Consider the following 24,301-nt stretch of genomic DNA (forward strand, 5'->3'; position numbering starts at 1 on the left):
AAGCTAAGCCTCACAGCGCCGATGGTACTGCAGGGGGGACCCTGTGGGAGAGTAGGACGCCGCCGAACAATCATTGTGGGAGACCCCCGATCCGTCACGGATCGGGGGTTTTCTGCGTTTCCGGCCCGGAAATGGCGGCCACCGGTAGCGGCGGCCGGTGCGCGTTCCGCGTTGACGTATCGTCAGGGCATGGACGATCAGGACGCGCAGCAGGAACGGCAGGACCGACCGACCCGCCCGGGCAGCCCGGCGACCGGGGAGACCTCCGCCGCGGCCGTGCTGCCGCAGGACCGGCGGGACGGTGCGCTGCAGGTGCTCGCCGAGGCACTCGCCGCGGACGGGCGCGAAGCGGTGTCCGAGCAGGGCCGGCTGCGGTTGCGCTCGGCCGGGTCGGCCAGGCCCGGCGTGACCCACATGGTCCGTACGGAGGACGGCACCGTCGTCGGGTACGGCCAGCTGGAGGTGCCGGAGACCGGCAACCCGTCCGCCGAGATCGTCGTGCGGCCGGACGCCCGCGGGCGCGGGCACGGGCGGGCGCTGGCGGACGCCGTCCTGGCCGAGGCGCACCGGGCCGGGGCGGACCAGGTCGACTTCTGGGCGCACGGCGGACTCGCGCCGGCCCGGGGCCTGGCGGAGCGGTACGGGGCGAAGCTGGTCCGCGAACTGCGGCAGATGCGGCGGACCGGCCCGCAGACCGAGGTAGTGCCGCTGCCTGCCGGCATCGAGCTCCGGACCTTCCGCCCGGGTGCGGACGACGCGGCCTGGCTGCGGCTGAACGCGCTGGCCTTCGCCCACCATCCGGAGCAGGGCTCCTGGACCGCCGTGGACCTGGCCGACCGGTTCGCCGAGCCGTGGTTCGACCCGGAGGGCTTCTTCCTCGCCGCCCGGGAGGGGCGGGTCGTCGGCTTCCACTGGACGAAGGTGCACCCGGCCACCGCCGCGGAGCCGGCGCTCGGCGAGGTGTACGTGGTCGGGGTGGACCCGGCGGAGCAGGGCAGCGGCCTGGGCCGGGCGCTCACCGCCGCGGGCCTGCGGCACCTCACCGGCACCGGCCCGGGCGAGCGCGGACTGGACACCGTACTTCTCTACGTGGACGCGGACAATCCGGCCGCTGTGCGGGTATATGAGCGATTGGGGTTCACCGTGCACGAGGTGGACCTGATGTACCGCGCAAGCCGGGTGGCCTAGCGGAGTGACGGGTCGGGGGTGGCGGCCGGGAGCCGGCCTCGGCCCCGACCGACTCAGCTTTCCTCCTGGCCATGCGGTGTTTACCGTGGATTCAATTGCTGCCGCGAAGATCACAGGATGAAGTCCGTAGTGTCTCGCTCGTGCAGCGTCGGCCGACGCCCGCCGGCCGGCCCGGGGGCCGTTCCGGCGGCCCGTCCGGTGCCGACCGCCCCGGGCGGGTGGTTGCTGGCGCTGGGTGAGGACGACGGCCCGCAGAGCCTTACGCGTCCGGACGCAGTCCTGCTGGAGGAGCTGGAACCTATGAGCATCCCCCGCCCCGTCCCTGCTCCGCTGTCCCCGCCCGCCCGGCTCTCCGGTGCGCTGGCGATACCGCCCGAGCTCACGGCCGCCGACGAGCAGGAGTACGCGGAGCTGCCCCAGGGGCGCTTCCTCGACCGCGAGCGGAGCTGGCTGGCCTTCAACGAACGGGTGCTCGAACTTGCCGAGGACCCGGAGATCCCGCTGCTGGAGCGCGCCAAGTTCCTCGCGATCTTCGCGAGCAACCTGGACGAGTTCTTCATGGTCCGGGTGGCCGGCCTCAAGCGCCGCATCGCCACCGGGGTGGCGCAGCGCAGCGCGTCCGGCCTGCAGCCCCGCGAGGTGCTGGACCTGATCTGGACGCGCTCGCGCGAGCTCATGGCGCGGCACGCGGCGGCCTTCCAGCAGGAGGTGCTGCCGGACCTCGCCGCCGAGGGCATCGAGGTGGTGCGCTGGCCGGAGCTGGCCGAGAAGGAGCAGGCCCGGCTGCACACGCTGTTCCGGCAGAAGATCTTCCCGGTGCTGACGCCGCTGGCGGTCGACCCGGCGCACCCGTTCCCGTACATATCGGGGCTGTCGCTGAACCTCGCGGTCGTGGTGCGCAACCCGGTCTCGGGGCACAAGCACTTCGCCCGGGTGAAGGTGCCGCAGTCCCTGGCGCGCTTCCTGGAGGCCTCGCCGCAGCGGTACGTGCCGCTGGAGGACGTGATGGGGGCGCACCTGGAGGAGCTGTTCCCGGGGATGGAGGTGCTGGCGCACCACGCCTTCCGGGTGACGCGCAACGAGGACCTCGAAGTCGAGGAGGACGACACCGAGAACATCCTCAAGGCGCTGGAGAAGGAGCTGATGCGGCGGCGCTTCGGACCGCCGGTGCGGCTGGAGGTCGAGGAGTCGATCGACCCGTACATCCTGGACCTGCTGGTGCGGGAGCTGAACATCACCGAGGCGGAGGTCTTCCCGCTGCCCGGCCCGCTGGACCTGACCGGGCTGTTCGGGATCGCCGAGCTGGACCGGCCGGAGCTGAAGTACCCGAAGTTCGTGGCCGGCACGGCGCGCGGGCTGACCGACGTGGAGTCGGCCTCGCAGCCGGACATCTTCGCCGCGATGCGCGAGCGGGACGTGCTGCTGCACCACCCGTACGACAGCTTCTCGACGTCGGTGCAGGCGTTCCTGGAGCAGGCGGCGGGCGATCCGGACGTCCTGGCGATCAAGCAGACGCTGTACCGGACGTCGGGCGACTCGCCGATCGTGGACGCGCTGATCGACGCGGCGGAGTCCGGCAAGCAGGTCCTGGTGCTGGTGGAGATCAAGGCGCGCTTCGACGAGCAGGCCAACATCAAGTGGGCCCGCAAGCTGGAGGAGGCCGGCTGCCACGTGGTCTACGGGCTGGTGGGCCTGAAGACGCACTGCAAGCTGTCGCTGGTGGTGCGCCAGGAGGGCGACACCCTGCGCCGGTACTCGCACGTGGGGACGGGCAACTACCACCCGAAGACGGCCCGGCTGTACGAGGACCTGGGGCTGCTGACCTCGGACCCGCAGGTCGGCGCGGACCTGTCGGACCTGTTCAACCGGCTGTCGGGCTACTCGCGCCGCGAGTCGTACCGGCGGCTGCTGACCGCGCCGCGCGGGCTGCGGGACGGCCTGATCTCGCGGATCCACGACGAGATCGCGCACCACCGGGCGGGCCGTCCGGCGTACGTGAAGCTGAAGGTCAACTCGATCGTCGACGAGGCGGTGATCGACGCGCTCTACCGGGCGTCGCAGGCCGGCGTGCCGGTGGACGTCTGGGTGCGCGGGATCTGCGCCATCCGGCCGGGTGTGGCCGGGCTGAGCGAGAACATCAGGGTGCGGTCCGTGCTGGGCCGCTTCCTGGAGCACTCGCGGATCTTCGTGTTCGGCAACGGGGGCGATCCGGAGGTCTGGATCGGCAGCGCCGACATGATGCACCGCAACCTGGACCGGCGGATCGAGGCGCTGCTGCGGATCACCGATCCGGCCCAGCGCGCGGAGCTGTCCGGACTGATCGACCTGGGCGTCTCGGACGGCACGGAGTCCTGGCACCTGGGACCGGACGGGGCGTGGAACCGCCGTTCGCAGGACGCCGAGGGCACGCGGCTGCGACACGTCCAGGACCTGCTCATCGACTCGCGCCAGCGCCGCCGGGCGTCCTCGTCGTCCCGCTGAGCGAGTCGGACCCGGACGGGTCGGGGCCTGCGTGGGGCGGGTCCCGGCCGGTCCGGCTCCGCGGCGGGTCGGGGCGGCCCGCCGATGTCGGCCACCAGCCCCGGGGGGACGGTCCCGGGGGAACGGGGATCTACCAAGTCATGACCGATGCGCCGATGACGGCCCTGGCGGGGTCCGCAGCCACCGCCGGGGACATCCTCTCCAGCCACCTCACCGCCCAGGCGGGTGCATTCCTGCGCGCCCTGCCGCTGGCGGTGGGGGAGGTCGGCGCGAGACCGGGGACGATCACCGTCCCGTCCGCCGGGACGGCCGACCTGCTGCGGTCGGTGCGGCGGATCGGCGGGGTGCTGCACACCTTCGGCGGGGCCTTCGAGCCCGGTTGGGCTCAGGAGTCGCGGACCGAGCTGCGCTGGCTGCTGAACCTGCTGGCCCTGGAGCCCGGCTACGTACGGCGCTCGGCGCGGCTGCTGGGGGCGGTCGACGGATTGAGCGCGGCCGAGCCGGACGCGCCGGGGATGCTGGCCGGGCACGCGGGCGCCCCCAAGGCGCGGGCGCTGCTGGACCGCCAGCTGACCCTGGCGCGGACCCGGGCGCACACCACGGTGCTGCAGGAGCTGCGGTCGGCCCGGCTGCACGCGCTGGCGGACCGGATGACGCTGCTGGTCGGCGAGGCGCCGATGGCGGACGCCGCGCAGGGCCGGGCGGGCGCGGTGCTGGTGCCGCAGGCCGCGGCGGCGTTCGCGGAGCTGGCGTCGGCCGCGGAGCAGCTGCCGCTGCAGCGGGCCGCCGTGCCGTACGGCGGGGACGGGCTGCGCCGGCTGGGCCCGGTGGAGCCCGCGGTGCCGCCCGCCCGGGGCACGGTGGACGCGGACGCGGCGCTGGCGGCGGACGACGCGCCGTGGCACCGGGTGCGGATCCTGGTGAAGCGGGCCCGGTACGCGCTGGAGGTCTGTGCGCGGCCGTCGGCCGGGCTGGACGGGCTGGACGCGGTGCTGGCCCGGCACCAGGAGGCGGCGGACGCGGCGGTGACGGCGGCGACGGCGGCCCGGACGCCGCGGATCACCCCGGCGACGGCTTACGTGCTGGGCGTGGTGCACGCGGACCAGCGGCTGGAGGTGGAGGCGGCGCGCTACGCCTTCGGCCGGCAGTGGTCGGAGGTGGGGTCGGCGGAGGCCGTCCCGGAGCTGTGGGAGGGCGGCCGGCCGGGGGCGGAGCTGCCGCCGGCGCCCCGGAGCGCGTGACGGTGGCGGGCCCCGGGTCGGGGGACGGTACGTTCGGCGGCATGAAGGCCCAGCCGCAGCGCCCGAAGTCCGCTGCCCCGAAGTCCGCAGCCCCGAAGTCAGCTGCCCCGACGTCGGCTGCCCCGAAGTCAGCTGCCCCGACGTCGGCCGCCCTGAAGCCCGCCGCTGCGAAGTCCCCGGCCGACCGGTCCGCTGCCGTGCCGTCCCCCGGACGGGCGCCCGTCGTGCTGGCCGCCGGGGCGGTGCTCTGGCTGCCGGGCCGGTTGAAGAAGGACGGCGGGCTGGGGCGGCCGCGGATCGCGCTGATCCACCGGCCGAAGTACGACGACTGGAGCCTGCCCAAGGGGAAGCTGGACCCGGGGGAGGCGGTGGCGGAGGCGGCGCTGCGCGAGGTGCTGGAGGAGACCGGCTTCCACTGCGTGCTGGGCGCGGAGCTGCCGGCCCAGCACTACTGGGCGCAGGGGCGGCCGAAGGAGGTCCGGTACTGGGCGGCGGTGCCCTCGGGCGGGCGGTTCCGGCCGAACCGGGAGGTGGACCGGCTGGAGTGGCTGCCGGCCGGGAAGGCGCGGGCCCGGTTGACGTACGACCGGGACCGGCTGCTGGTCGACGCGCTGCTGGCGGTGCTGGGGGCGCGGCCGGTGGCGGTGCGGGACGCGGCGGGGGCCCGCAGGAAGTGATCTTCCCGCGCCCTCCCCGTGACGCAACCGTTACTACCTGACCCTGTTTCCTGCCATCCGTTCGAGGTTCACTCTCCGTTCATTTGCGACCGGCTGACGCGTCACCTACCCGTCCTAACTTCGGTGTCACCGGAGGGCCGCACGGGCCCCGGACCCCAGCAAAACCCCGCGCTCCGCCGCACTCCCGCGGTACGGGCGCCGGGCGTTGCCACAGAAAGGGACACCCCTGTGAAGCTCCAGCGGAACGGCCGCTCCAAGGCCCTCGCCATCGGTGCCATGGCGCTCGTCAGCTCGCTGTCGCTCGCCGCCTGCGGTTCGGACGCGAACAACGCCGCCGCGCCCGGCGGCGGCAGCACGGGTGGCGGTTCGGCCGCCGCGATCGCCTGTGGCAAGCCGGGGACCCTGCTCTCGGCCGGTTCGACCGCCCAGGGCAACGCGATCGACGTCTGGAAGACCGCCTTCGGCGCGGCCTGCTCCGGCAGCACGATCAACTACGGCGGTGGCGGCTCCGGCGCCGGCGTCCAGCAGTTCAACCAGGGCAAGGTCCAGTTCGCCGGCACCGACTCGGCGCTGAAGCCGGCCGAGGTCGACGCCTCCAAGGCGGTCTGCACCGGTGGCCAGGCCATCAACCTGCCGCTGGTGGCCGGTCTGATCTCGATCGTCTACAACGTGGAGGGCGTGGACAACCTGGTCCTGGACGGCCCGACCCTGGCCAAGATCTTCGACTCGCAGATCGCCAAGTGGAACGACCCGGCGATCGCCGCGCTGAACCCGGGCGCCAAGCTGCCGGACGCCGACATCCAGGCCTTCCACCGCTCGGACGACTCGGGCACCACCGACAACCTGACCAAGTACTTCGAGAAGACGTCGGGCGGCGCCTGGCCGTACAAGGCCAGCAAGACCTGGGCGGCCAAGGGCGGCCAGTCCGCCAACGGCAGCGCCGGCGTCTCGGCCCAGGTGAAGCAGGTCAAGAACTCGATCAGCTACGCCGAGCTGTCCTACGCGCAGACCAACAACCTGAAGAGCGCCGCGATCGCGACCGGCGCCAGCAAGCCCGTCGCCGCGACCGCCGAGAACGCCGCCACCACCTTCGCCAAGGCGAAGATCGCCGGCACCGGCGCCGACCTGGCGCTGACCCTCGACTACGCGATCAAGGACGAGAACGCCTACCCGCTCGTCCTGGTCACCTACGAGATCGTCTGCGACAAGGGCAACAAGGCCGAGACCCTCGACACCCTGAAGGCCTTCCTGACCTACGCGGCCGGCGAGAACGGCCAGAAGGCCATCGGCGAGAAGGGCTACGTCCCGCTGCCGAAGGAGCTCACCGCCAAGGTCACCACCGCCGTCGCGGCCCTGGCCTGACCCACCCGGTAGACCACCGTCGGGGCGGCCCTGTGGTTCGAGGGGGGCCGGGGCCGTCCCGCCGGCGAGCAGTGAACACGCAAGAAGCACGTCCGGGGCACCGCCGCCAGGGTGCCGCCCCCTCGGGGCAGCACCACCAGACCGGAGTAGACCAATGACTTCACAAGTCCCTGCCGACTCGCAGGGCAGGGTTCGCGACCGGCGCGACAGCCGGCTCGGCGACAAGATCTTCATGAATGCCGCGCGCGGCTCGGGCATCCTGCTGCTGGCGGTCATGGCCGCCATCGCGGGCTTCCTGACCTGGCGCTCCAGCATCGCCCTCAGCAAGAACGAGGGGAACTTCCTCACCACCTTCGAGTGGACGCCCGACGCGCCGACGCCGGTCTTCGGCATCGCCGTCCTGGCGTTCGGCACCATCGTCAGCGCCGTGATCGCGATGGCGATCGCCGTCCCGGTGGCGATCGGGATCGCGCTGTTCATCTCGCACTACGCGCCGCGCCGGATCGCCCAGCCGTTCGCCTACCTGGTGGACCTGCTGGCCGCCGTGCCCAGCATCATCTACGGCCTCTGGGGCGCCCTCTTCCTGGTGCCGCACCTGGAGGGCCTGAGCAGCTGGCTGGACCAGTACCTCGGCTGGACGTACATCTTCGACCAGTCCAGGGTCGGCACCACCCCGCGCAACCTGTTCACGGTCGCCATCCTGCTGGCCATCATGATCCTGCCGATCATCACCGCGGTCAGCCGCGAGGTGTTCAAGCAGGTGCCCCGGATGCACGAGGAGGCGGCGCTTGCCCTCGGCGCGACCCGCTGGGAGATGATCCGCACCGCGGTGCTGCCGTTCGGCCGCCCGGGCATCATCTCGGCCTCGATGCTCGGCCTGGGCCGCGCGCTCGGCGAGACCATCGCGGTCGCCGTCGTGCTCTCCTCCAACAGCGTCCTCTCGCTGCACCTGCTCGACCCGGGCGGCGGCACCTTCGCGCAGAACATCGCGCTGAAGTTCAGCGAGGCCCAGCCCTTCGGCCGGGACGCGCTGATGGCCTCCGGCCTCGTCCTGTTCGTGATCACCCTGCTGGTCAACGGTGCCGCGCGAATGATCGTCGCCCGCCGCAAGGAGTACTCGGGGGCCAACGCATGAGTGCCGTCACCACGACCGTCCCGGCGGACGCCCGGCCCGGCCACCGGCTGACCGCCAACCGCCTGCCCACCTGGGGACCGGCCGCGATCGCCGCCGCGTCGATCGCGATCGGCTGCGGCATCGGCGCGGGCGCCGGCCTGGAGAGCAAGCTCCAGTGGGGCCTGATCTCCGCGCTGCTCTTCGTGGTCGTCGGCTACGCCCTCTCGGCCAAGGTCGAGGGCGCCCGCCAGGCCAAGGACCGGCTCGCCACCTCGGTGGTCTGGGTGTCCTTCATCCTGGCCGTCATCCCGCTGGCCGCCCTCACGATCTACACCGTCCAGCAGGGCCTCGAAGTGGTGGACGGGTACTTCCTCACCCACACCATGCGGGGCATCCTCTCCTCGGGCCCCGGCGGCGGCATCCACCACGCCCTGATCGGCACGCTGCAGCAGGTCGCCCTGGCCACCCTGATGGCCGCCCCGATCGGCCTGCTGACCGCCGTCTACCTGGTGGAGTACGGCCGCGGCCGGCTCGCCAAGGCGGTCACCTTCTTCGTCGACGTCATGACGGGTGTCCCGTCGATCGTCGCGGGTCTGTTCATCCTCTCGCTGTGGAACATCGCCCTCGGCTTCAACTACTCCGGCTTCTCGGGCAGCCTCGCGCTGGCGATCCTGATGATGCCCGTGGTGGTCCGCTCCACCGAGGAGATGCTCAAGCTCGTCCCGAACGAGCTGCGCGAGGCGTCGTACGCGCTCGGCGTGCCGAAGTGGAAGACCATCCTGCGGATCGTCATCCCCACCGCGATCGGCGGCATCACCACCGGCGTGATGCTGGCCGTCGCCCGCATCACCGGTGAGACCGCCCCGGTCCTGATGCTGGTGTTCGGCGCCGACTACCTCAACAACAACCCGTTCGACGGACCGCAGCAGTCGCTGCCGATGTACATCTGGCAGCAGTACGCCATGGTCAACAACCAGTACGGCTACGCCCGCGCCTGGGGTGCCGCGCTCGTGCTGATCGCCTTCGTGATGGGGCTCAACCTCATCGCCCGGGGCATCGCACGCTGGCGCTCGCCCAAGGGCGGGCACTGACCGACTGACGCACGAGACGAGAGAAGACGAACGATCATGGCCAAGCGCATCGACGTCAGCGGACTGTCCGCCTACTACGGCACCACCAAGGCCATCGAGGACATCTCGATGACCGTCGAGCCCCGCTCGGTGACGGCCTTCATCGGCCCCTCCGGCTGCGGCAAGTCCACCTTCCTGCGCACCCTCAACCGGATGCACGAGGTGATCCCCGGCGCCCGCGTCGAGGGCAAGGTGATGCTGGACGACGAGAACCTGTACGGCAAGGAGGTCGACCCGGTCGCGGTCCGCCGCCACGTCGGGATGGTCTTCCAGCGCCCCAACCCGTTCCCGACCATGTCGATCTACGACAACGTGATCGCCGGCCTGAAGCTCGCCGGGGTGCGCCGGAAGTCCGTCCTGGACGGCGTGGTCGAGAAGTCCCTCAAGGGCGCCAACCTCTGGAACGAGGTCAAGGACCGGCTCAACAAGCCGGGCGCCGGCCTCTCCGGCGGCCAGCAGCAGCGGCTGTGCATCGCCCGCGCCATCGCGGTCGAGCCCGAGGTCCTGCTGATGGACGAGCCCTGCTCCGCCCTGGACCCGATCTCCACCCTCGCCATCGAGGACCTGATCGGCGAGCTGAAGTCCCAGTTCACCATCGTCATCGTGACGCACAACATGCAGCAGGCGGCCCGCGTCAGCGACCGCACCGCCTTCTTCAACCTGGCCGGCGTCGGCCAGCCGGGCAAGCTCGTCGAGCTCGACGACACCCAGCGGATCTTCTCCAACCCGTCGGTGCAGGCGACCGAGGACTACATCTCCGGCCGCTTCGGCTGATCGGGCGCGCCCGCGCCCGGTACTCCGGACTGCTTCGCGGTGCTGCATGGCGGTGCCGCCGCGGAGCACGAGAAGGGCCCGCCCCCCGAGATGTGGGGGGCGGGCCCGTTCCCGTTCCGGGTCCGACGGCGTCAGGCCCAGAAGAGGCTGACCAGCCAGAACATCAGGGCCGCCATGAGGGCGGCGGCCGGCATCGTGATGAACCAGCCGAGGACGATGTTCTTCGCCACGCCCCAGCGGACCGCGCGGATCCGCTTGGTGGAGCCGGCACCCATGATCGCCGAAGTGATCACGTGGGTGGTGGAGATCGGCGCCTTGAAGACGAACGAGGTGATGTACATGACGGTCGAGGCGGTGGCCTCGGCCGCGAAGCCCTGCGGCGGGTCCAGCTCGATGATCTTGCGGCCGAGGGTCCGCATGATCCGCCAGCCGCCGGCGTAGGTGCCCAGCGAGAGCATGGTCGCGCAGGAGATCTTCACCCAGACCGGGATGTCGCCGCCGGACTGGTGCCCGGAGATGGTCAGGGCCATCACCACGATGCCCATGGTCTTCTGGGCGTCCTGCAGGCCGTGTGCGAGGGCCATGGCGGCGGCCGACGCGGTCTGGGCGACCCGGAAGTTGCGCTTCGCCCGGTGCGGGTTGGCCTTCCGGAAGATCCACAGGATCGCCAGCATGACCAGGAAGCCGCCGACCAGGCCGACCACCGGGGAGACCACCATCGGAATGATGATCTTCTCGACGACACCGCTCCAGATCACCTCGGTGCCGCCGGCCAGCGCCGCGCCCACCAGGCCGCCGAACAGGGCGTGCGAGGAGGAGGACGGCAGGCCGAAGTACCAGGTGATCAGGTTCCAGGCGATCGCGCCGACCAGAGCCGCGAACAGGATCGCCATGCCGCGGTTGCCGGTCGGGGTCTCGATGAGGCCGTTGGAGACGGTCTTCGCCACCCCGCTGCCGAGGAAGGCGCCGGCCAGATTCATCACCGCGGCCATCGCCAGGGCGGCCCGCGGGGTGAGCGCGCGGGTGGAGACCGAGGTGGCGATGGCGTTCGCCGAGTCGTGGAAGCCGTTGGTGTACGTGAAGAAGAACGCCACGCCGATGACGGCGATGAGTGCTGCCGTGTCCACGAGGGTCAGGACTCCTTGACGGCGATGGTCTCCACCGTGTTGGCGACGTGCTCGAAGGCATCGGCCGCCTGTTCGAGGACGTCCACGACCTGCTTGAGCTTCAGCACCTCGATGGCGTCGTACTGGCCGCTGAAGAGGTGGGCGAGCAGCTTGCGGTGGATCTGGTCCGCCTGGTTCTCCAGCCGGTTGACCTCGATCCAGTACTCGGTGAGGTTGGACATGCTGCGCAGGTTCGGCATCGCCTCCGCGGTCAGCTCGGCCGCCCGCGCCAGCACCTCGATCTGCTGCTCGACACCCTTGGGGAGGGTCTGGATGTCGTAGAGGACGACCAGGTCGACGGCCTCCTCCATGAAGTCCATGATGTCGTCCAGCGACGACGCGAGGCTGTAGATGTCCTCGCGGTCGAAGGGCGTGATGAACGACGAGTTCAGCTGGTGGAAGATCGCATGGGTGGTGTCGTCCCCGGCGTGCTCGGCGGCGCGCATGCGCTCGACGATCTCCGCGCGGGCCGACACGTCTGCCCCCAGCAGTTCCAGCAGGAGCTTCGAACCGACGACGAGGTTCTCCGCTGCCGCGGCGAACATGTCGTAGAAGCTCGTCTCCTTCGGGGTCAGGCTAAAACGCACGGAAATCTCCGATGTGCGGGGTAGGGACTGAACGATGCTAGGTGCAACCAAGCGGAAGCGTGCAAACGGGGTGGTAACGGGGGAGCCGGAACCTCCCCTTCCGTTCGGTCGGCGCAGAGGCCGAAACACCAGCGGATCGGGCCGCACATCCATGTGCGGACATGAGCCCCCAGTCTGACGGAACCTCGCCCGGAATGCGCCCGTCGTGCGCGCACGGGACCGGGGGGCCGCCCGTACGGGGGAACCCCGCGGGCACGCCGCCCGGCCGCCGCGAGCTGCCCCGACCCGGGGCCGGGAACCGGCCCGGCCGGCCTCCGCGAGCTGCGCCGGAGGAACACCGCGACGGCCCCCGGTGTTGGACACTGGAGGCCGACGCAGCCACCCAGGCACCCAGACGAAGGCGGGCCGATGACCACGACGCAAGCGCGCACCGAGCCGGACCACGCGCCCGAGCCGCAGGCCGGCGCCGACGGCCACGCCCACCACGGGCACGGTCCGCACGGCTACAGCGCCCAGAAGGACGCCCACCTCAAGCGGCTGCGGCGGATCGAGGGCCAGATCCGCGGACTCCAGCGGATGGTCGACGAGGACGTCTACTGCATCGACGTGCTCACCCAGGTCTCCGCCAGTACCAAGGCCCTGCAGTCCTTCGCCCTCTCCCTGTTGGAGGAGCACCTGCGGCACTGCGTCGCCGCCGCCGCCGACGAGGGCGGGGCCGAACTGGAGGCCAAGGTCGCCGAGGCCACCGCCGCGATCGGCCGACTGCTGCGCAGCTGACCCGCCCCGGCCGGCCCGGCGCCGCGGCCCGTCGGGCTCAGCCCGCCGGGCGGCCGTCCCCCGCTCCACCGGCCGGTCCGGCGGCCGCCCCGCCGCCGGGCCGGTCGAGCAGGACCTCGTCGATCCGCTCGGTCGGCAGCCGGTCGCCGGCGCTGGCCGTCGCGGCGATCATCAGCTCGCCGGCCAGCTCGATCTCGTCGAGGGCCGCGTCGTCGTGGCCGTCGCTGCGACCGCCTGCGGACGACACCATCTGCACCACCCCTTCAGCGCCTCGCCAGCCCGGGGGCGGCAGCCACCCGTCGTCCAGCCTAGGCACTCCGGAGCCCGGCCACATGGCACGGACGGGTCATCCCGACGCCGCCGAAACGGGTGGGCCGCCCGCCGGACGGCGCTCCGTCCGGCCTACTTCGGGCTCTCCGTGGACTTCATCGCGTAGATGTCCGCCGCCGGCGGCTCGGCCGCCTCCACCGGCTTGCCGAAGTTCGACAGCGCGGTGGTCGACACCACCTTGACCTGGTCCTTCGCCTCCTTGGAACCCGCCACCCCGGCGAAGGTGAACACCTCCACCACCTTGTGCAGCCGGCCCTGCTCGTCCAGCCAGGCGTCGTACGGGACCTCCTTGACCGTGAAGGTCTGGGCGGCCATCCGCAGGCCGTCCCCGCCCCGGCCGCCGGTGGCCTCGGCGGCCTTGGCGAGGTCCAGGGTGCCCCGGTAGTGCTTGAGGACCTGCCCGTCGACCGTCTCGGAGCCGACCAGCTCGGCCTTCTGCGCGCCGCGCAGCGCCCCCGCGGCGGAGGCCGGGTCGGTGGCGCCGCTGCTCACCAGGTTGCCGTCGGGCAACTGGCGCACGTCCAGCTTCACCCACTTGCCCTCCGGCACCTTCGCCCCGCTGTTCTGCAGGTAGACGGTGCCCGGCAGGACCACCTCGACGATCTTCCCGGTGGTCGCCGCGCCGGGCGGCACCGCCACCTCTAGCCGGCCGATCCGCTTCACGTAGTCGTAGCCGCCGGTGCCGGTGAAGACCGCCTTCTTGTCGGCGGACTCGGTGACCAGCTCGGTGGTGGCGTGCGCGGAGCCCGTCCGGCCGGTGATGTCGGCGGCGCTGCGGACGGCGGTCAGCGGGTCGGCGGCGAGCCGGTCGGGGGTCGCCCCGGCGTCCGCCGAGCCCGCGCCGGAACCGCCCGAGCAGCCGGCCAGCGCGGCCAGGACGACGGCGGCCGCCACGGCTCCGGCCGCCGGGCGCGGACGGGTCAGGGAGCGGCTGCGCCGCCCGGGCTCCAGCACCTGGTCGGTCTTCTTCATCCTCGCGACAACCCCCTCGGGCCCTCGGGCCCGACCGCCCGGCAAAGCCTCCGCCCCGGATGGGCAGAGCTCTTGCCGGGCAAACGAGTTGGGGTGCCATGGGTTACGCGGCACCCGGCGTGCGACGTCCGTCGCGCGCCGGGTGCCGGACACGTTACGGTGAGATCCGTGCAGATCGAGCTGTCGGCCGCGCCCGGCACTGCCCAGATGCCCGAACACCGCGTGGAGATCAGCGAACGCGGTTCCTTCTGCTTCGCGACCTGCAGCTGCGGCTGGTTCTCACCGGCCCGCCGCTCCCGGGAGCTGACCCGCCGTGAGGCCGCCGAACACCTCGCCCGCAGCCCGGGCGCCCCGGGCGGCCACGGAACCGCGTAACGGCCCGTACGGGCGGCGGTTCGGGCGGTCCGCTCCGGTGCTTCGGTCCGGTGCTTCGGTCCGGTGCGTCGTCCGCGGGGTCCGTTCAGGCGGCCAGGTCGGACTCCGGCGGCTCCTCGGCCTGTGTCCGGCCGCGCTCGCCGCGGCCCCGGCGCCGTCCGCTCCGCCCGGCCCCGGGCGCACCCGGCCGGCGGGCCCGGATCAGCGGGGCCGCCGGGGTCCGGGCCAGGGCATGGCAGAGCGGCACCAGGACGGCCATCGCGATCGGCGCCAGCAGCAGGACGACCGCCGTGGCGAGCGCGAAGCCGCCGATCACGTCGGTCGGGTAGTGCACGCCCACGTACATCCGGCAGAAGCCCTGCAGCACGGCCAGGCCGCCGGCGATCCAGCCGAGCTTCCGGTCGACCAGGAACAGCCCGACGGCGATGCCCATGGACATCGCCGAGTGGTCGCTGACGAACGAGTAGCCGCCCTTGCCCTCGACCAGCACGTCGATCCCGGCGTGGTCCACGAACGGGCGGGCCCGGCCCACGATCGCCGAGATCGGCAGGTTGGCGAGCTCGGAGACGGTGACCGCCAGCGGGGCCCAGAGCAGCCCGGCCACCGCCACCGGGGCGTCCGGCCGGCGTCTGGCCCGGAGCCAGGCGGTCAGGCCGAGCAGGGCCAGGCCGAGCAGGATGCCGTACTCGCCGACCCAGGCGACCGTGCGGTCGAGCCAGTCGGGGGAGTGCGCGGCCAGGCCGTTGACGGCCCGGAGCAGGCCGAGGTCGGGGTTGGTCGTGTCGGCAAGCGGCGTCGACACGCCGCACCTCCTTCTGGTCCGCTGTCAGCTGTCCGGTCGGGCCCGGGTCCGGGACCGCGCAGCTCGGAGCTGCTGCGCGGGGCCAACGAACACAACGTCACAACCGGTGCACAGCGTTCCACGGAAACGCGCAGTTATGGAAACTTGACTCAGCGTCCACCGCGCACTCACACCCCGGGCACCCGGTGGATCAGCTCTTTGCCGGGCTTTGACCTGGACCTGTCGGGACGGCGCCGCCCGCCGCCGGCCGCGCCGCCACCGCCGCCTGGGCCCGCGCGGCCGAGGCGGCGGGCGAGGGCGTCTGCGCCGGCCCCGGGGGCTGCGCCTCCGCACCCGCCGCCGGACCGCCCCGGCCGGTGATGCTGCCGTCCGCACCGCGCACCGGCAGCGCCTCGGCGCCGTCGGAGGTGACCCGGGTGGCGCCGATGTACTCCTTGGTGTCGATCCGGTCGTACCGGATCACCGCGCCGGTACGCGGTGCGTCGATCATGTACCCGCCGCCCACGTAGATCCCGACGTGGTGGATGCTGCGCGGGTCGTTGAGGTCGGTCGCCCAGAACACGAGGTCCCCCGGGCGCAGTTGGTCCCGCGACGGGTGCGGGCCCGCGTACCACTGGTCGTTCGCCACCCGCGGCAGCTTGATGCCCACGCTCGCGAACGCCGCCTGCATCAGCCCCGAGCAGTCGAACCGCCCGCCCTGCGACGGCAGCCCCTCGCCGCCCCACAGGTACGGCGTCCCCAGCTTGGTCTGCGCGAAGTAGATCGCGCCCGCCGCCTGCGCCGACACCTCCACCGGCGCGGTCGGCTCGGCGAAGCTCCGGGCCAGCGACCTGATGTTCTTCACGTACCCCTGGGTCTCCTTGTACGGCGGCACCCCGCCGTACTTGATGACCGCGTACGGGCCGGCGTTGTACGCCGCCAGCATGTTCGACTGGCGGTCCCCCGGCACGTTCGCCACCTCCCGGGCCAGCGCGCAGTCGTACACCGCCGCCGAGGCGATAGCGTCCGCCGGATCCCAGATGTCCTTCCGGCCGTCGTTGTTCCCGTCCGTCCCGTACGTCGCCCAGGTGCTCTCCAGGAACTGCGCCATTCCGTACGCCTTCGCGGGAGAGCGCGCCGCCGGGTCGAAACCGCTTTCCTGGTACAGCTGGGCCGCCAGCATCGGCGGCGAGATCTCCGCGCAGCGCGAGCCCCACTGCTGGATCAGCCCCTGGTACGCGGCCGGAACCGTGCCCGCCGAGAGCCGCTCCCGGGAAGTCGACTGCTGCGGCACGCCGCTCGCCGCATATGTCCCGATCGTCACCAGCCCGACGAAGCCGACCACCACAACTCCCGCGGTGGCGGCGGCCGTAGCGGCCTTCCGGAGTACCATCAGCACCATCCCGACGAATCGTCAGTCGAAGTGTCCCGGAAGGCGTTGCTCACCGCAATCATCAGAGATACAAAGAGTGAGCGCTATCCTTCGTACGGTGGACATCCTGGCGTACGTGTCCGATGCCTCACGACCAATCCGCGAGAAGCAGCCAAGTCGACATCAGATCTGGCCAAGAATAGGTACCGGCCCTTCGCGCGAACGGGGTCGGGGCCCTTGAATTTGCCTGATCGGGCGGTGAGATGGAAATGAACCTGAGCAGCGTGGACAGCAACGTGATCGGCCACCTGGCCGAAGAGCCGACGAGCAAGCCCAATATCGACACCATCATCGGCGGGATCGCCCCGGACTGGGGGCCGTTCGCCAGTCTCGGCGCGGAGGCGCGGGTGATGGTCGAGGTCGTCATGGCCGTGGCGATCCTCGCCTGCCTCGGCATCGCCATCTGGGGTGCCGCCAAACAGCGGATCGGCGCCACCGCGATGCGCGACAGCTTCGGCGCCGAACAGGGCAAGGGGCTGATCATCGCCGGGCTGACCGGCGTGTTCATCATTGGATCACTGGGCACCCTGTTCACCATTGTCTACGGGATGGCCATCTGACGATCGGACAGTGGGCCTGGTCCGCCCGCCGTCCGCCCGCCCCGCCGCCGTCCCCAGCCGCCCAGCCGCCCGGACCCCGCCAGGAGTCCGTCCACCCCACCCCTCCCTCCGCGCACCGCCACGGGCGGAGGGGCCCCCGGAGCCGCCCGCGGCTCCCCGCACCAGGAGGGCCGCCGTGCCGTTGTCCGACGACCAGCCGCACACCCGTACGCGGCTACCGGTCGGCGAACACCCCTCCTCGCAGTCGAACACCCGTCAGACCCGCCCGCTGCGGACCCTGCTGACCGTCCTCGTCGTGGTCACCCTGCTCGTGGTGGCGATCTCCATCGCCAACCGCGGCCGGCCGGACCCGGCGCCGCCGGCATCCGCCGACCGGGCCACCGCCGCCACCACCGCGGCCTCCGGCGCCGGCCCCGCCCCCAGCGGCGACCAGCCGGTCACCACCACCAGCAACGGCATCGGCACCGGCTACCCGCACACCGACGCGGGCGCGCAGTCGGCCGCCGCCAACTACGCCGTCGCCATCGGCTCCGCCGACATGTTCCGCACCGAGACCCGCCACGCCATCGTCACCACCATCGCCGACCCCGCCGCCCTCACCGCCCTCCAGACCCGCCTCGACCAGGGGTTCTCGCCGGAGAACGCCGCACGGTTCGGGGTCGATGCCCAGGGACGCCCGCCGAAGGGGCTGACGCTGGTGAGCCGGACGATTCCTATCGGGACCAAAAGCGCTGCCTACAGCGCGGAGAGCGCCAAGATCGAGGTCTGGTGCACCGGCCTCTTCGGCCTGGCCGGTGAGCGTTCGATCCGCCCGGTCTCGCAGGAGTGGTTCACGCTGACGATCAGTCTGCGCTGGACCGGTACGGACTGGAAGTTCAGCGACTACGGCCGGACAACGGGTCCTGCGCCGGTTCCGGCGGACCAGCAGGCCGCGACCTCGGAGGAGATCACTGGTGCCGTCGAGCAGTTCGGAGGCTTCCGCTATGCCCGCTGACGGCGGTTCCGGTTCGCTGCGCCGCGGGCTCGCCCGGGTCGGCGGCGGACTCGTGGCCGGCGGCCTGTCGGTCGTCCTCATGGCCCGCCCCGCCCTTGCGGAGCCCTCCCCGACACCGAGCCCCGGCGGCACGAACACGAACTGCCCCGGAATCCCGCTGCCCGGGAACGACGTCTACTGCGCGCCGGGGGGGACCTCTTCCCTGCCCGGGAGCAGCACGGTCGGGAGCGTGGCGGATCCGCTGGGGTCGTTGGCGAAGGGGTGTGCGCAGGCGGCGGCGTGGGTGGTGCGGAAGCTGTCGGGGGCGATCGACGGGACGACGCAGGTGGACTTCACCAATGCGTCGTTCCTGCAGCAGTACGCCGTGGTGTTCGCGGCGTCGACGATCATCACCCTGGTGCTCTGGCTGCTCGCGGTGACCAAGCGGGCGGTGCGCGGGGCGCCGTTGGCGACGGCGTTCGCGGAGGCGATCGGGTTCCTGTGGCTGACGGTGGTGGCGTCGGCGTTCACGCCGCTGATCCTGTACACCGTGGTGAGCGCGACCGACGGGCTGACCTCGGCGATCGCGGCGGGGACGAAGTCGGACACCGGGACGTACCTGGGCGGGTTCGCGGACACCCTGGAGAAGGGCGACCTCGGCGGCGGCCCGCTGATCCTGATCATCGTGTCGCTGGTGGCGGTGCTGGCGGCGGCGGTGCTCTGGATCGAGCTGCTGATCCGTGCGGCGATGCTGTACGTGGGCGCGCTGCTGGGGACGGCGGTGTACGCGGGGCTGGTGGACAAGCAGTTGTGGAAGCACGTGCGCCGCTGGGCCGGGGTGATGCTGGCGGTGGACCTGGCGAAGCCGATCATCGTGATCATCCTGGGGCTGGCGGGCGCGGTGGCGACCGGGGCCGGGGCGAACGACGACTTCGCGCGGGTGCTGTCGGGGCTGGCGATCCTGTTCCTGTCGATCTTCGCGAGTGCCGCGGTGTACCGCTTCGTGCCGGGCTTCGGCGACGAGATCATGAACATGCGCCAGGCCAGGGCGAGTGCGGTCTCGGCCGGTTCGGCGATGATCAACGGCACCGCGAACCTGGTGAAGCAGGGCATCAGTGCGCACGGCGACCGCGGTCCGCAGGGGGCCTCCGGTTCGGCCGCGGGCGGGGCCGGCGGCTCGGTGGGTTCGGGCATCGCCGCGCACGCGACTCGTACTCCGGCGCCGCCGCCGCAGGCGGCTCCACCGGCGCCGGCGGCGGTGCCGATCCGCGACAGCAATCCAGCGAAGGGAGGGTGACGGGTAAGTGAGCAGCGAACCGCTCGGCCAGTACGGGGCCCAGTACGCCCAGCCGTACGTGCACCAGCGCCGCACCTACCTGATCGGCAAGGCCCGCCCGAACGCGCCCATCGGCCGCAACCGGGAGACCGGGGAGATCGTGCTGATCATCTTCGGGGCGTTCCTCGGGATGATGTGGGGTCTGCTGATGCCGGTCCTGCCGTTGCGCATCGCGGGCCTGGTGGGTCTGCCGGTGCTGGCGATCGCGGCGGTGTACGTGCCGTACCGGCGCCGGACGTTCTACAAGTGGGTGGAGATCAACCGCACCTACCGGCGGACGGTCCGCAGCGGCCGGGCGGTGTGGCGGTCGGACGTGATCGACGCGGGGACCCGGCTGGACGGCCGGGAGGTGGAGGTCGGCCCGCCGCCGGGGGTGGGGCGGCTGCGCTGGCTGTCGGCGCCGTTCGGGCCGGACGAGGTCGGGGTGCTGATGCACCTGGAGCGGCGGACGGTGACGGCGGCGATCGAGATCGAGGGCCCCGGCGTGGGGCTGCGCGACTCGGAGGACCAGGAGGCGCTGGTCGACCGGTTCGGCACGCTGCTGAAGCACGTCGCCAACGGGGACGGCTTCGTGACGCGGCTGCAGATCCTGGCGCGGACGCTGCCGGCGGACCCGGACGCGCACGCCAAGGACGTGGAGCGCCGCGGTGATGTGCAGTCGCCGCGCTGGCTGCAGGACTCGTACGACCAGCTGCAGTCGATGGTGTCGACCTCGTCGGAGCAGCACCGGGCGTACCTGGTGGCGTGCATGCACTACACCCGGGACCTCGCCTCGGAGGCGCACGCGATGGGGCGGACGGCGACCGGCCGCCGGGCGCGGGACGACGAGGGCCTGGCCGCGGTGATGGCGCGCGAGCTGACGGACATCTGCGCCCGGCTGGCGGAGGCGGACATCCGGGTGCGCCAGCCGCTGGGGCAGGCGCGGCTCTCCTCGCTGCTGCACTCGATGTACGACCCGGACCACCCGATCGACCACATCCAGGCGATGTCGCGGCGCAACGCCTGGCCGGCCGAGCTGGACGCGACGGACCCGCAGTACCTGCAGGCGAAGACCCGGGAGTCGGCGACCCGCGAGCCGTGGTGCCACGCCACCGCGTGGATCAAGGAGTGGCCGCTGACCCCGGTGGGCGTGAACTTCCTGGCGCCGCTGCTGGTGCACACCCCGGACGTGATCCGGACGGTCGCGGTGACGATGGACCTGGAGCCGACCGACGTCGCGATCGAGCGGATGCTGACCGAGAAGACCAACGACGAGGCGGAGGCCAGTCGCGCGGCCAAGATGAACCGCACGGTCGACCCGCGCGACCTGGCGCACACCGGCCGGGTGGACCAGCGCGGCGACGACCTGGCGTCCGGCGCGGCCGGCGTGAACCTGGTCGGGTACATCACGGTCTCCTCGCGCAACCCGGACGCGCTGGCGCGGGACAAGCGGACCATCCGGGCCTCGGCGGGCAAGAGCTACCTGAAGCTGGAGTGGTGCGACCGCGAGCACCACCGGGCGTTCGTCAACACCCTGCCGTTCGCGACCGGCATCCGCCGCTGATCCCCCTGGAGGCCCCGTATGGCGATCGGCAACCTCACCGACGCGTTCACCAGCCTGATGTTCGGCAAGGTGGAGACCACCCGGCTGCCGGTGCGCACCTCCACCGGGCAGGCGCAGGCGGTGTACCTGCCGACGGCGGCGCCGGGGCTCGGCGACTCGGGGGTGATCATCGGCCGTGAGGTGTACAGCGGCAAGGGCTACGTGTACGACCCGTTCCAGTTGTACGGGCAGCAGCTGCCGGCCCCGCACTGGCTGGTGCTGGGGGAGTCCGGCAACGGCAAGTCGGCGCTGGAGAAGACGTACGTCCTGCGGCAGTTGAGGTTCCGCGACCGGCAGGTGGTGGTGCTGGACGCGCAGGGCGAGGACGGCGTCGGCGAGTGGAACCTGATCGCAAACGCGCTGGGCATAAAGTCGATCCGGCTGGACCCGATGGCGGCCCGGGACGGCGGGGTGAAGCTCAACCCGCTGGACCCGGCGATCACCCAGACCGGTCAGCTGTCGCTGCTGCGCACCATCATCGAGGTGGCGATGGGGCGCGGTCTCGAAGAGCGGGCGGGCTTCGCGCTGAAGGCCGCGCACGCCCACGTGGTGGCGACGGTGACCGACCGCCAGCCGGTGCTGGACGACATCATCGACACCCTGCGCAGCCCCGACCTGTCGGCGGTGGAGTCGCTGGGCGTGGCGGTGGACGAGGTGCAGTCCTGGGGCCTGGACGTGGCGCTGGTGCTGGACCGCCTGGTCGACGGCGACCTGCGGGGCATGTTCGACGGGCCGACCTCGGACGGCATCGACCTGGACGCCCCGCTGATCGTGTTCGACCTGTCGCACATCGACCGGAACTCGATCGCGATGCCGATCCTGATGGCGATCGTCGGGGTCTGGCTGGAGCACACCTGGATCAGGCCGGACCGGAAGAAGCGGATCTTCCTGGTCGAGGAGGCCTGGCACATCATCAACAGCCCGTTCGTGGCGCAGCTGTTCCAGCGGCTGCTGAAGTTCGGCCGCCGGCTGGGGCTCTCCTTCGTGGCGGTGGTGCACCACCTGTCGGACGTGGTGGACGGGGCGGCGGCCCGGGAGGCGTCGGCGATCCTGAAGATGGCCTCCACCCGGACGATCTACATGCAGAAGGCGGAGGAGGCGCGGGCGACCGGCCGGGTGCTGGGTCTGCCGCGCTGGGCGGTTGAGATCATCCCCACACTTTCGCCGGGCATCGCGGTCTGGGACGTCAACGGCAACGTGCAGGTGGTCAAGCACATCATCACCGACACCGAGCGCCCATTGGTCTACACCGACCGGGCGATGACCGAGGACGCGGTGGCCGAGCGGGCCCGCGCCGAGCGTCAGTTGGCAGCCGAACCAGGTGTGTGAGCGGTGCCGGGCGCGGCGGGCGGTCCGTCGCGCGGCACCGTCCGGGACGCTCGCGCGGGCCGGACGTCCTTCGATGATTCGTCAGCAGGTAACCCTGTCGTTACGTTCAGGGTCCTGACAGCTACGCGCGTTGACTCTAGGCTGCACTGGTCGCATCCGACCACCGCCGCCCCGAACTGTCCACAGCCGGGCGCTCTCTCAAGGTGCAGGGGACCCCTCATGCTCACCGTCAGATCCCGACGCGCGCTGCTCTCCGCCGTGGCCGCGGCCGGCCTCGTCGGCACCGTGGCCGTGCCGACGGCCGCCCAGGCCGCGCCCGCCAAGCGTGCGAAGACCGTCAACCTCCAGCTGCTGGCGATCAACGACCTGCACGGCAACCTGGAGCCCCCGGCCGGCTCCTCGGGCACCATCCGCGAGGTCGACCCGGCCACCGGCCAGGTCGTCGCCACCCCGGCCGGCGGCATCGAGTACCTGGCCACCGCGCTGCGCGAGGCCCGGATCCCGGCCGACGACTCGATCACCGTCGCCGCCGGCGACCTGGTCGGCGCCAGCCCGCTGACCTCCGCGCTGTTCCACGACGAGCCGACCGTCGAGGCGCTCGACAAGCTCGGCCTGGACGTCACCTCGGTCGGCAACCACGAGTTCGACGAGGGCGCGGCCGAGCTGCTGCGCCTGCAGAACGGCGGCTGCCACCCGACGGACGGCTGCTACGAGGAGGGGCGCAAGTTCAAGGGCGCCAACTTCAACTACCTGTCCGCCAACGTGGTCAACGAGAAGAACGGCAAGCCGCTGCTGGCGCCGTACTGGGTGACCAAGTCGCAGGGCGTGAAGGTCGGCTTCATCGGCGTCACGCTGGAGGGCACGCCGAACATCGTCACCGCCGAGGGCATCAAGGGCCTGAAGTTCAAGGACGAGGTCGAGACCCTCAACAAGTACGCCGCCGAGCTGCGCAGGAAGGGCGTCAACTCGATCGTCGCCCTGATCCACGAGGGCGGCTTCCCGGCCAGCACCACGTACAACTACGACTGCGGCGCGGCCGGCCAGGGCATCTCCGGCCCGATCGTCGACATCGCGAAGAACCTGGACCCGTCGATCGGCGCGATCGTCACGGGCCACACCCACAACTCGTACGCCTGCACCATCCCGGACCCGCAGGGCGTGCCGCGCTCGGTGACCAGCGCCGCCTCCTTCGGCCGGCTGTACACCGAGATCAACCTGAAGCTGGACAAGTCCAGCGGCGAGATCGTCCGCCCGTCGGTCACCGCCCAGAACCACGTCGTGCGCCGCACGGTGGACAAGGCGCCGGACATGACGGCGCTGATCAACCGCTACTCCAAGCTGGCCGCGCCGATCGCCAACCGCCCGGTCGGCTGGATCTCCTCGGACATCAACGGCCGCGGCAGCAGCAGCCTGGAGACCCCGCTGGGTGACGTGATCACCGACGCCCAGCTGGCCGGGCTGTCGCCCGCCGACAAGGGCGGCGCGCAGATCGCCTTCATGAACCCGGGCGGTATCCGCTCCGACCTGGTGCACAAGGCCTCGGGCGCCGAGGGCGACGGCGTGGTGACCTACGGCGAGGCGTTCACCGTCCAGCCGTTCACCAACATGATGCAGGTCAAGACGCTGACCGGCGCCCAGCTGATCCAGCTGCTGCAGCAGCAGGTCAGCGGCGGCAACGCGGCCGCGCCGAAGATCCTGCAGGTCTCCAAGGGCTTCGGCTACACGCTGGACATGCGCAAGTCCGGTGCGGACCGGGTCGTCGTCGACTCCGTCCGGCTGAACGGCGCCCCGATCGACCCGGCCGGCACGTACCGCGTCGCGGCCAACGAGTTCCTGGCCGGCGGCGGCGACGGCTTCCCGGCCTTCGCGGCCGGCACCGACAAGCTGGTCGGCGGCTCGGACCTGGACGTCTTCACCGCCTACCTGGGTGCCAACAGCTCGGCCGCCGCGCCGCTGAAGGCACCCGCGCAGGACCGCATCACCGTCATCGGCCCGGGCACCAGCATCGGCTGACCCGGGGACCGGTGGGCACGGGCGGGGCGCTGTCGGGGCGCCCCGCCCGTCGCCGTTCCCGCCGCTGCCGTTTCCACCGCTGCCGTTTCCACCGCTATGCGGGCCGGACGCCGTCGTCCGG

Annotated in this window: 21 protein-coding genes, 1 rRNA gene and 1 pseudogene; 17 read left to right on the forward strand and 6 right to left on the reverse strand. The window is 71.9% G+C overall.

Annotated elements, in window-relative coordinates; genetic code table 11:
• The 9 genes and pseudogenes from rrf to pstB all read left to right on the forward strand — a co-directional run.
• Positions 1–68, forward strand: a 5S ribosomal RNA gene (gene rrf, locus ACWGB8_RS29470); the annotation flags it as partial.
• Between the two features lie 121 nt (positions 69–189).
• Positions 190–1,188 (forward strand): mycothiol synthase, encoded by a 999-nt coding sequence (mshD, locus tag ACWGB8_RS29475; RefSeq protein WP_452216660.1) that lies wholly within the window; start codon positions 190–192, stop codon positions 1,186–1,188.
• 405 nt (positions 1,189–1,593) lie between these two features.
• Positions 1,594–3,669 (forward strand): annotated as a pseudogene (locus ACWGB8_RS29480) (RNA degradosome polyphosphate kinase); the annotation flags it as partial.
• Positions 3,670–3,809: 140 nt separating this feature from the next.
• Entirely contained in the window at positions 3,810–4,910 is a 1,101-nt protein-coding gene (locus ACWGB8_RS29485) for a CHAD domain-containing protein (protein WP_452216661.1), read from the forward strand.
• Positions 4,911–5,107: 197 nt separating this feature from the next.
• Positions 5,108–5,587 carry an NUDIX hydrolase gene (locus ACWGB8_RS29490; RefSeq protein ID WP_452216662.1) on the forward strand — a complete coding sequence of 160 codons (480 nt, stop codon included), beginning with the start codon at positions 5,108–5,110 and terminating at the stop codon, positions 5,585–5,587.
• Positions 5,588–5,815: 228 nt separating this feature from the next.
• Positions 5,816–6,949, forward strand: coding sequence for a phosphate ABC transporter substrate-binding protein PstS (gene pstS, locus ACWGB8_RS29495; protein ID WP_452216663.1), 1,134 nt, complete (start codon positions 5,816–5,818; stop codon positions 6,947–6,949).
• A gap of 154 nt (positions 6,950–7,103) precedes the next feature.
• Entirely contained in the window at positions 7,104–8,084 is a 981-nt protein-coding gene (gene pstC, locus ACWGB8_RS29500) for a phosphate ABC transporter permease subunit PstC (protein WP_452216664.1), read from the forward strand.
• Complete coding sequence (pstA, locus tag ACWGB8_RS29505) at positions 8,081–9,154, forward strand: phosphate ABC transporter permease PstA (protein ID WP_452216665.1); 1,074 nt, start codon at positions 8,081–8,083, stop codon at positions 9,152–9,154. Before pstC ends, pstA begins: the two co-directional genes overlap by 4 nt.
• 36 nt (positions 9,155–9,190) lie before the next feature.
• A complete protein-coding gene (pstB, locus tag ACWGB8_RS29510; RefSeq protein ID WP_452216666.1) occupies positions 9,191–9,967 on the forward strand; it encodes a phosphate ABC transporter ATP-binding protein PstB in 777 nt (258 codons plus the stop codon).
• 131 nt (positions 9,968–10,098) lie between these two features.
• On the opposite strand, the gene ACWGB8_RS29515 is transcribed toward pstB, so the two are convergent.
• Both ACWGB8_RS29515 and ACWGB8_RS29520 read right to left on the reverse strand, forming a co-directional pair.
• Entirely contained in the window at positions 10,099–11,094 is a 996-nt protein-coding gene (locus tag ACWGB8_RS29515; protein ID WP_452216667.1) for an anion permease, read from the reverse strand.
• 5 nt (positions 11,095–11,099) lie between these two features.
• The gene (locus ACWGB8_RS29520) at positions 11,100–11,720 is read right to left on the reverse strand and encodes a DUF47 domain-containing protein (protein WP_452216668.1); all 621 of its coding nucleotides are present in this window, start codon (positions 11,718–11,720) and stop codon (positions 11,100–11,102) included.
• Positions 11,721–12,128: 408 nt separating this feature from the next.
• Here ACWGB8_RS29520 and ACWGB8_RS29525 point away from each other — a divergent pair, with 408 nt between their 5' ends.
• Entirely contained in the window at positions 12,129–12,497 is a 369-nt protein-coding gene (locus tag ACWGB8_RS29525; protein WP_452216669.1) for a metal-sensitive transcriptional regulator, read from the forward strand.
• Positions 12,498–12,534: 37 nt separating this feature from the next.
• On the opposite strand, the gene ACWGB8_RS29530 is transcribed toward ACWGB8_RS29525, so the two are convergent.
• On the reverse strand, positions 12,535–12,747 hold the full coding sequence (locus ACWGB8_RS29530; RefSeq protein WP_452216670.1) for a hypothetical protein: 213 nt from the start codon (positions 12,745–12,747) through the stop codon (positions 12,535–12,537).
• A gap of 152 nt (positions 12,748–12,899) precedes the next feature.
• A complete protein-coding gene (locus ACWGB8_RS29535; protein ID WP_452216671.1) occupies positions 12,900–13,799 on the reverse strand; it encodes a hypothetical protein in 900 nt (299 codons plus the stop codon).
• A 168-nt stretch (positions 13,800–13,967) separates the two neighbouring features.
• On the opposite strand from ACWGB8_RS29535, the gene ACWGB8_RS29540 reads away from it, so the two are divergent.
• On the forward strand, positions 13,968–14,174 hold the full coding sequence (locus tag ACWGB8_RS29540; RefSeq protein ID WP_452216672.1) for a hypothetical protein: 207 nt from the start codon (positions 13,968–13,970) through the stop codon (positions 14,172–14,174).
• A gap of 85 nt (positions 14,175–14,259) precedes the next feature.
• Here ACWGB8_RS29540 and ACWGB8_RS29545 read toward each other — a convergent pair whose 3' ends face one another.
• Together ACWGB8_RS29545 and ACWGB8_RS29550 are read right to left on the reverse strand one after the other, a co-directional pair.
• Positions 14,260–14,976 (reverse strand): phosphatase PAP2 family protein, encoded by a 717-nt coding sequence (locus tag ACWGB8_RS29545; protein ID WP_452216673.1) that lies wholly within the window; start codon positions 14,974–14,976, stop codon positions 14,260–14,262.
• A gap of 190 nt (positions 14,977–15,166) precedes the next feature.
• Positions 15,167–16,348 (reverse strand): C40 family peptidase, encoded by a 1,182-nt coding sequence (locus tag ACWGB8_RS29550; protein ID WP_452216674.1) that lies wholly within the window; start codon positions 16,346–16,348, stop codon positions 15,167–15,169.
• 248 nt (positions 16,349–16,596) lie between these two features.
• Between ACWGB8_RS29550 and ACWGB8_RS29555 the strand changes: the two genes are divergently transcribed.
• The 6 genes from ACWGB8_RS29555 (at position 16,597) to ACWGB8_RS29580 (ending at position 24,180) form a co-directional block, all read left to right on the forward strand.
• Positions 16,597–16,947 carry a hypothetical protein gene (locus ACWGB8_RS29555; protein ID WP_452216675.1) on the forward strand — a complete coding sequence of 117 codons (351 nt, stop codon included), beginning with the start codon at positions 16,597–16,599 and terminating at the stop codon, positions 16,945–16,947.
• Between the two features lie 175 nt (positions 16,948–17,122).
• Positions 17,123–17,941, forward strand: a complete 819-nt coding sequence (locus ACWGB8_RS29560) for a hypothetical protein (RefSeq protein ID WP_452216676.1) — start codon at positions 17,123–17,125, stop codon at positions 17,939–17,941.
• Positions 17,931–19,217 carry a hypothetical protein gene (locus ACWGB8_RS29565; RefSeq protein WP_452216677.1) on the forward strand — a complete coding sequence of 429 codons (1,287 nt, stop codon included), beginning with the start codon at positions 17,931–17,933 and terminating at the stop codon, positions 19,215–19,217. Before ACWGB8_RS29560 ends, ACWGB8_RS29565 begins: the two co-directional genes overlap by 11 nt.
• A gap of 7 nt (positions 19,218–19,224) precedes the next feature.
• Positions 19,225–20,799, forward strand: a complete 1,575-nt coding sequence (locus tag ACWGB8_RS29570) for an SCO6880 family protein (RefSeq protein ID WP_452216678.1) — start codon at positions 19,225–19,227, stop codon at positions 20,797–20,799.
• A gap of 18 nt (positions 20,800–20,817) precedes the next feature.
• Positions 20,818–22,167, forward strand: a complete 1,350-nt coding sequence (locus ACWGB8_RS29575; protein ID WP_452216679.1) for an ATP-binding protein — start codon at positions 20,818–20,820, stop codon at positions 22,165–22,167.
• A gap of 219 nt (positions 22,168–22,386) precedes the next feature.
• Complete coding sequence (locus tag ACWGB8_RS29580) at positions 22,387–24,180, forward strand: bifunctional metallophosphatase/5'-nucleotidase (protein ID WP_452216680.1); 1,794 nt, start codon at positions 22,387–22,389, stop codon at positions 24,178–24,180.
• Positions 24,181–24,301 lie beyond the last annotated feature (121 nt).

It is taken from the genome of Kitasatospora sp. NPDC054939 (genome assembly GCF_053610105.1).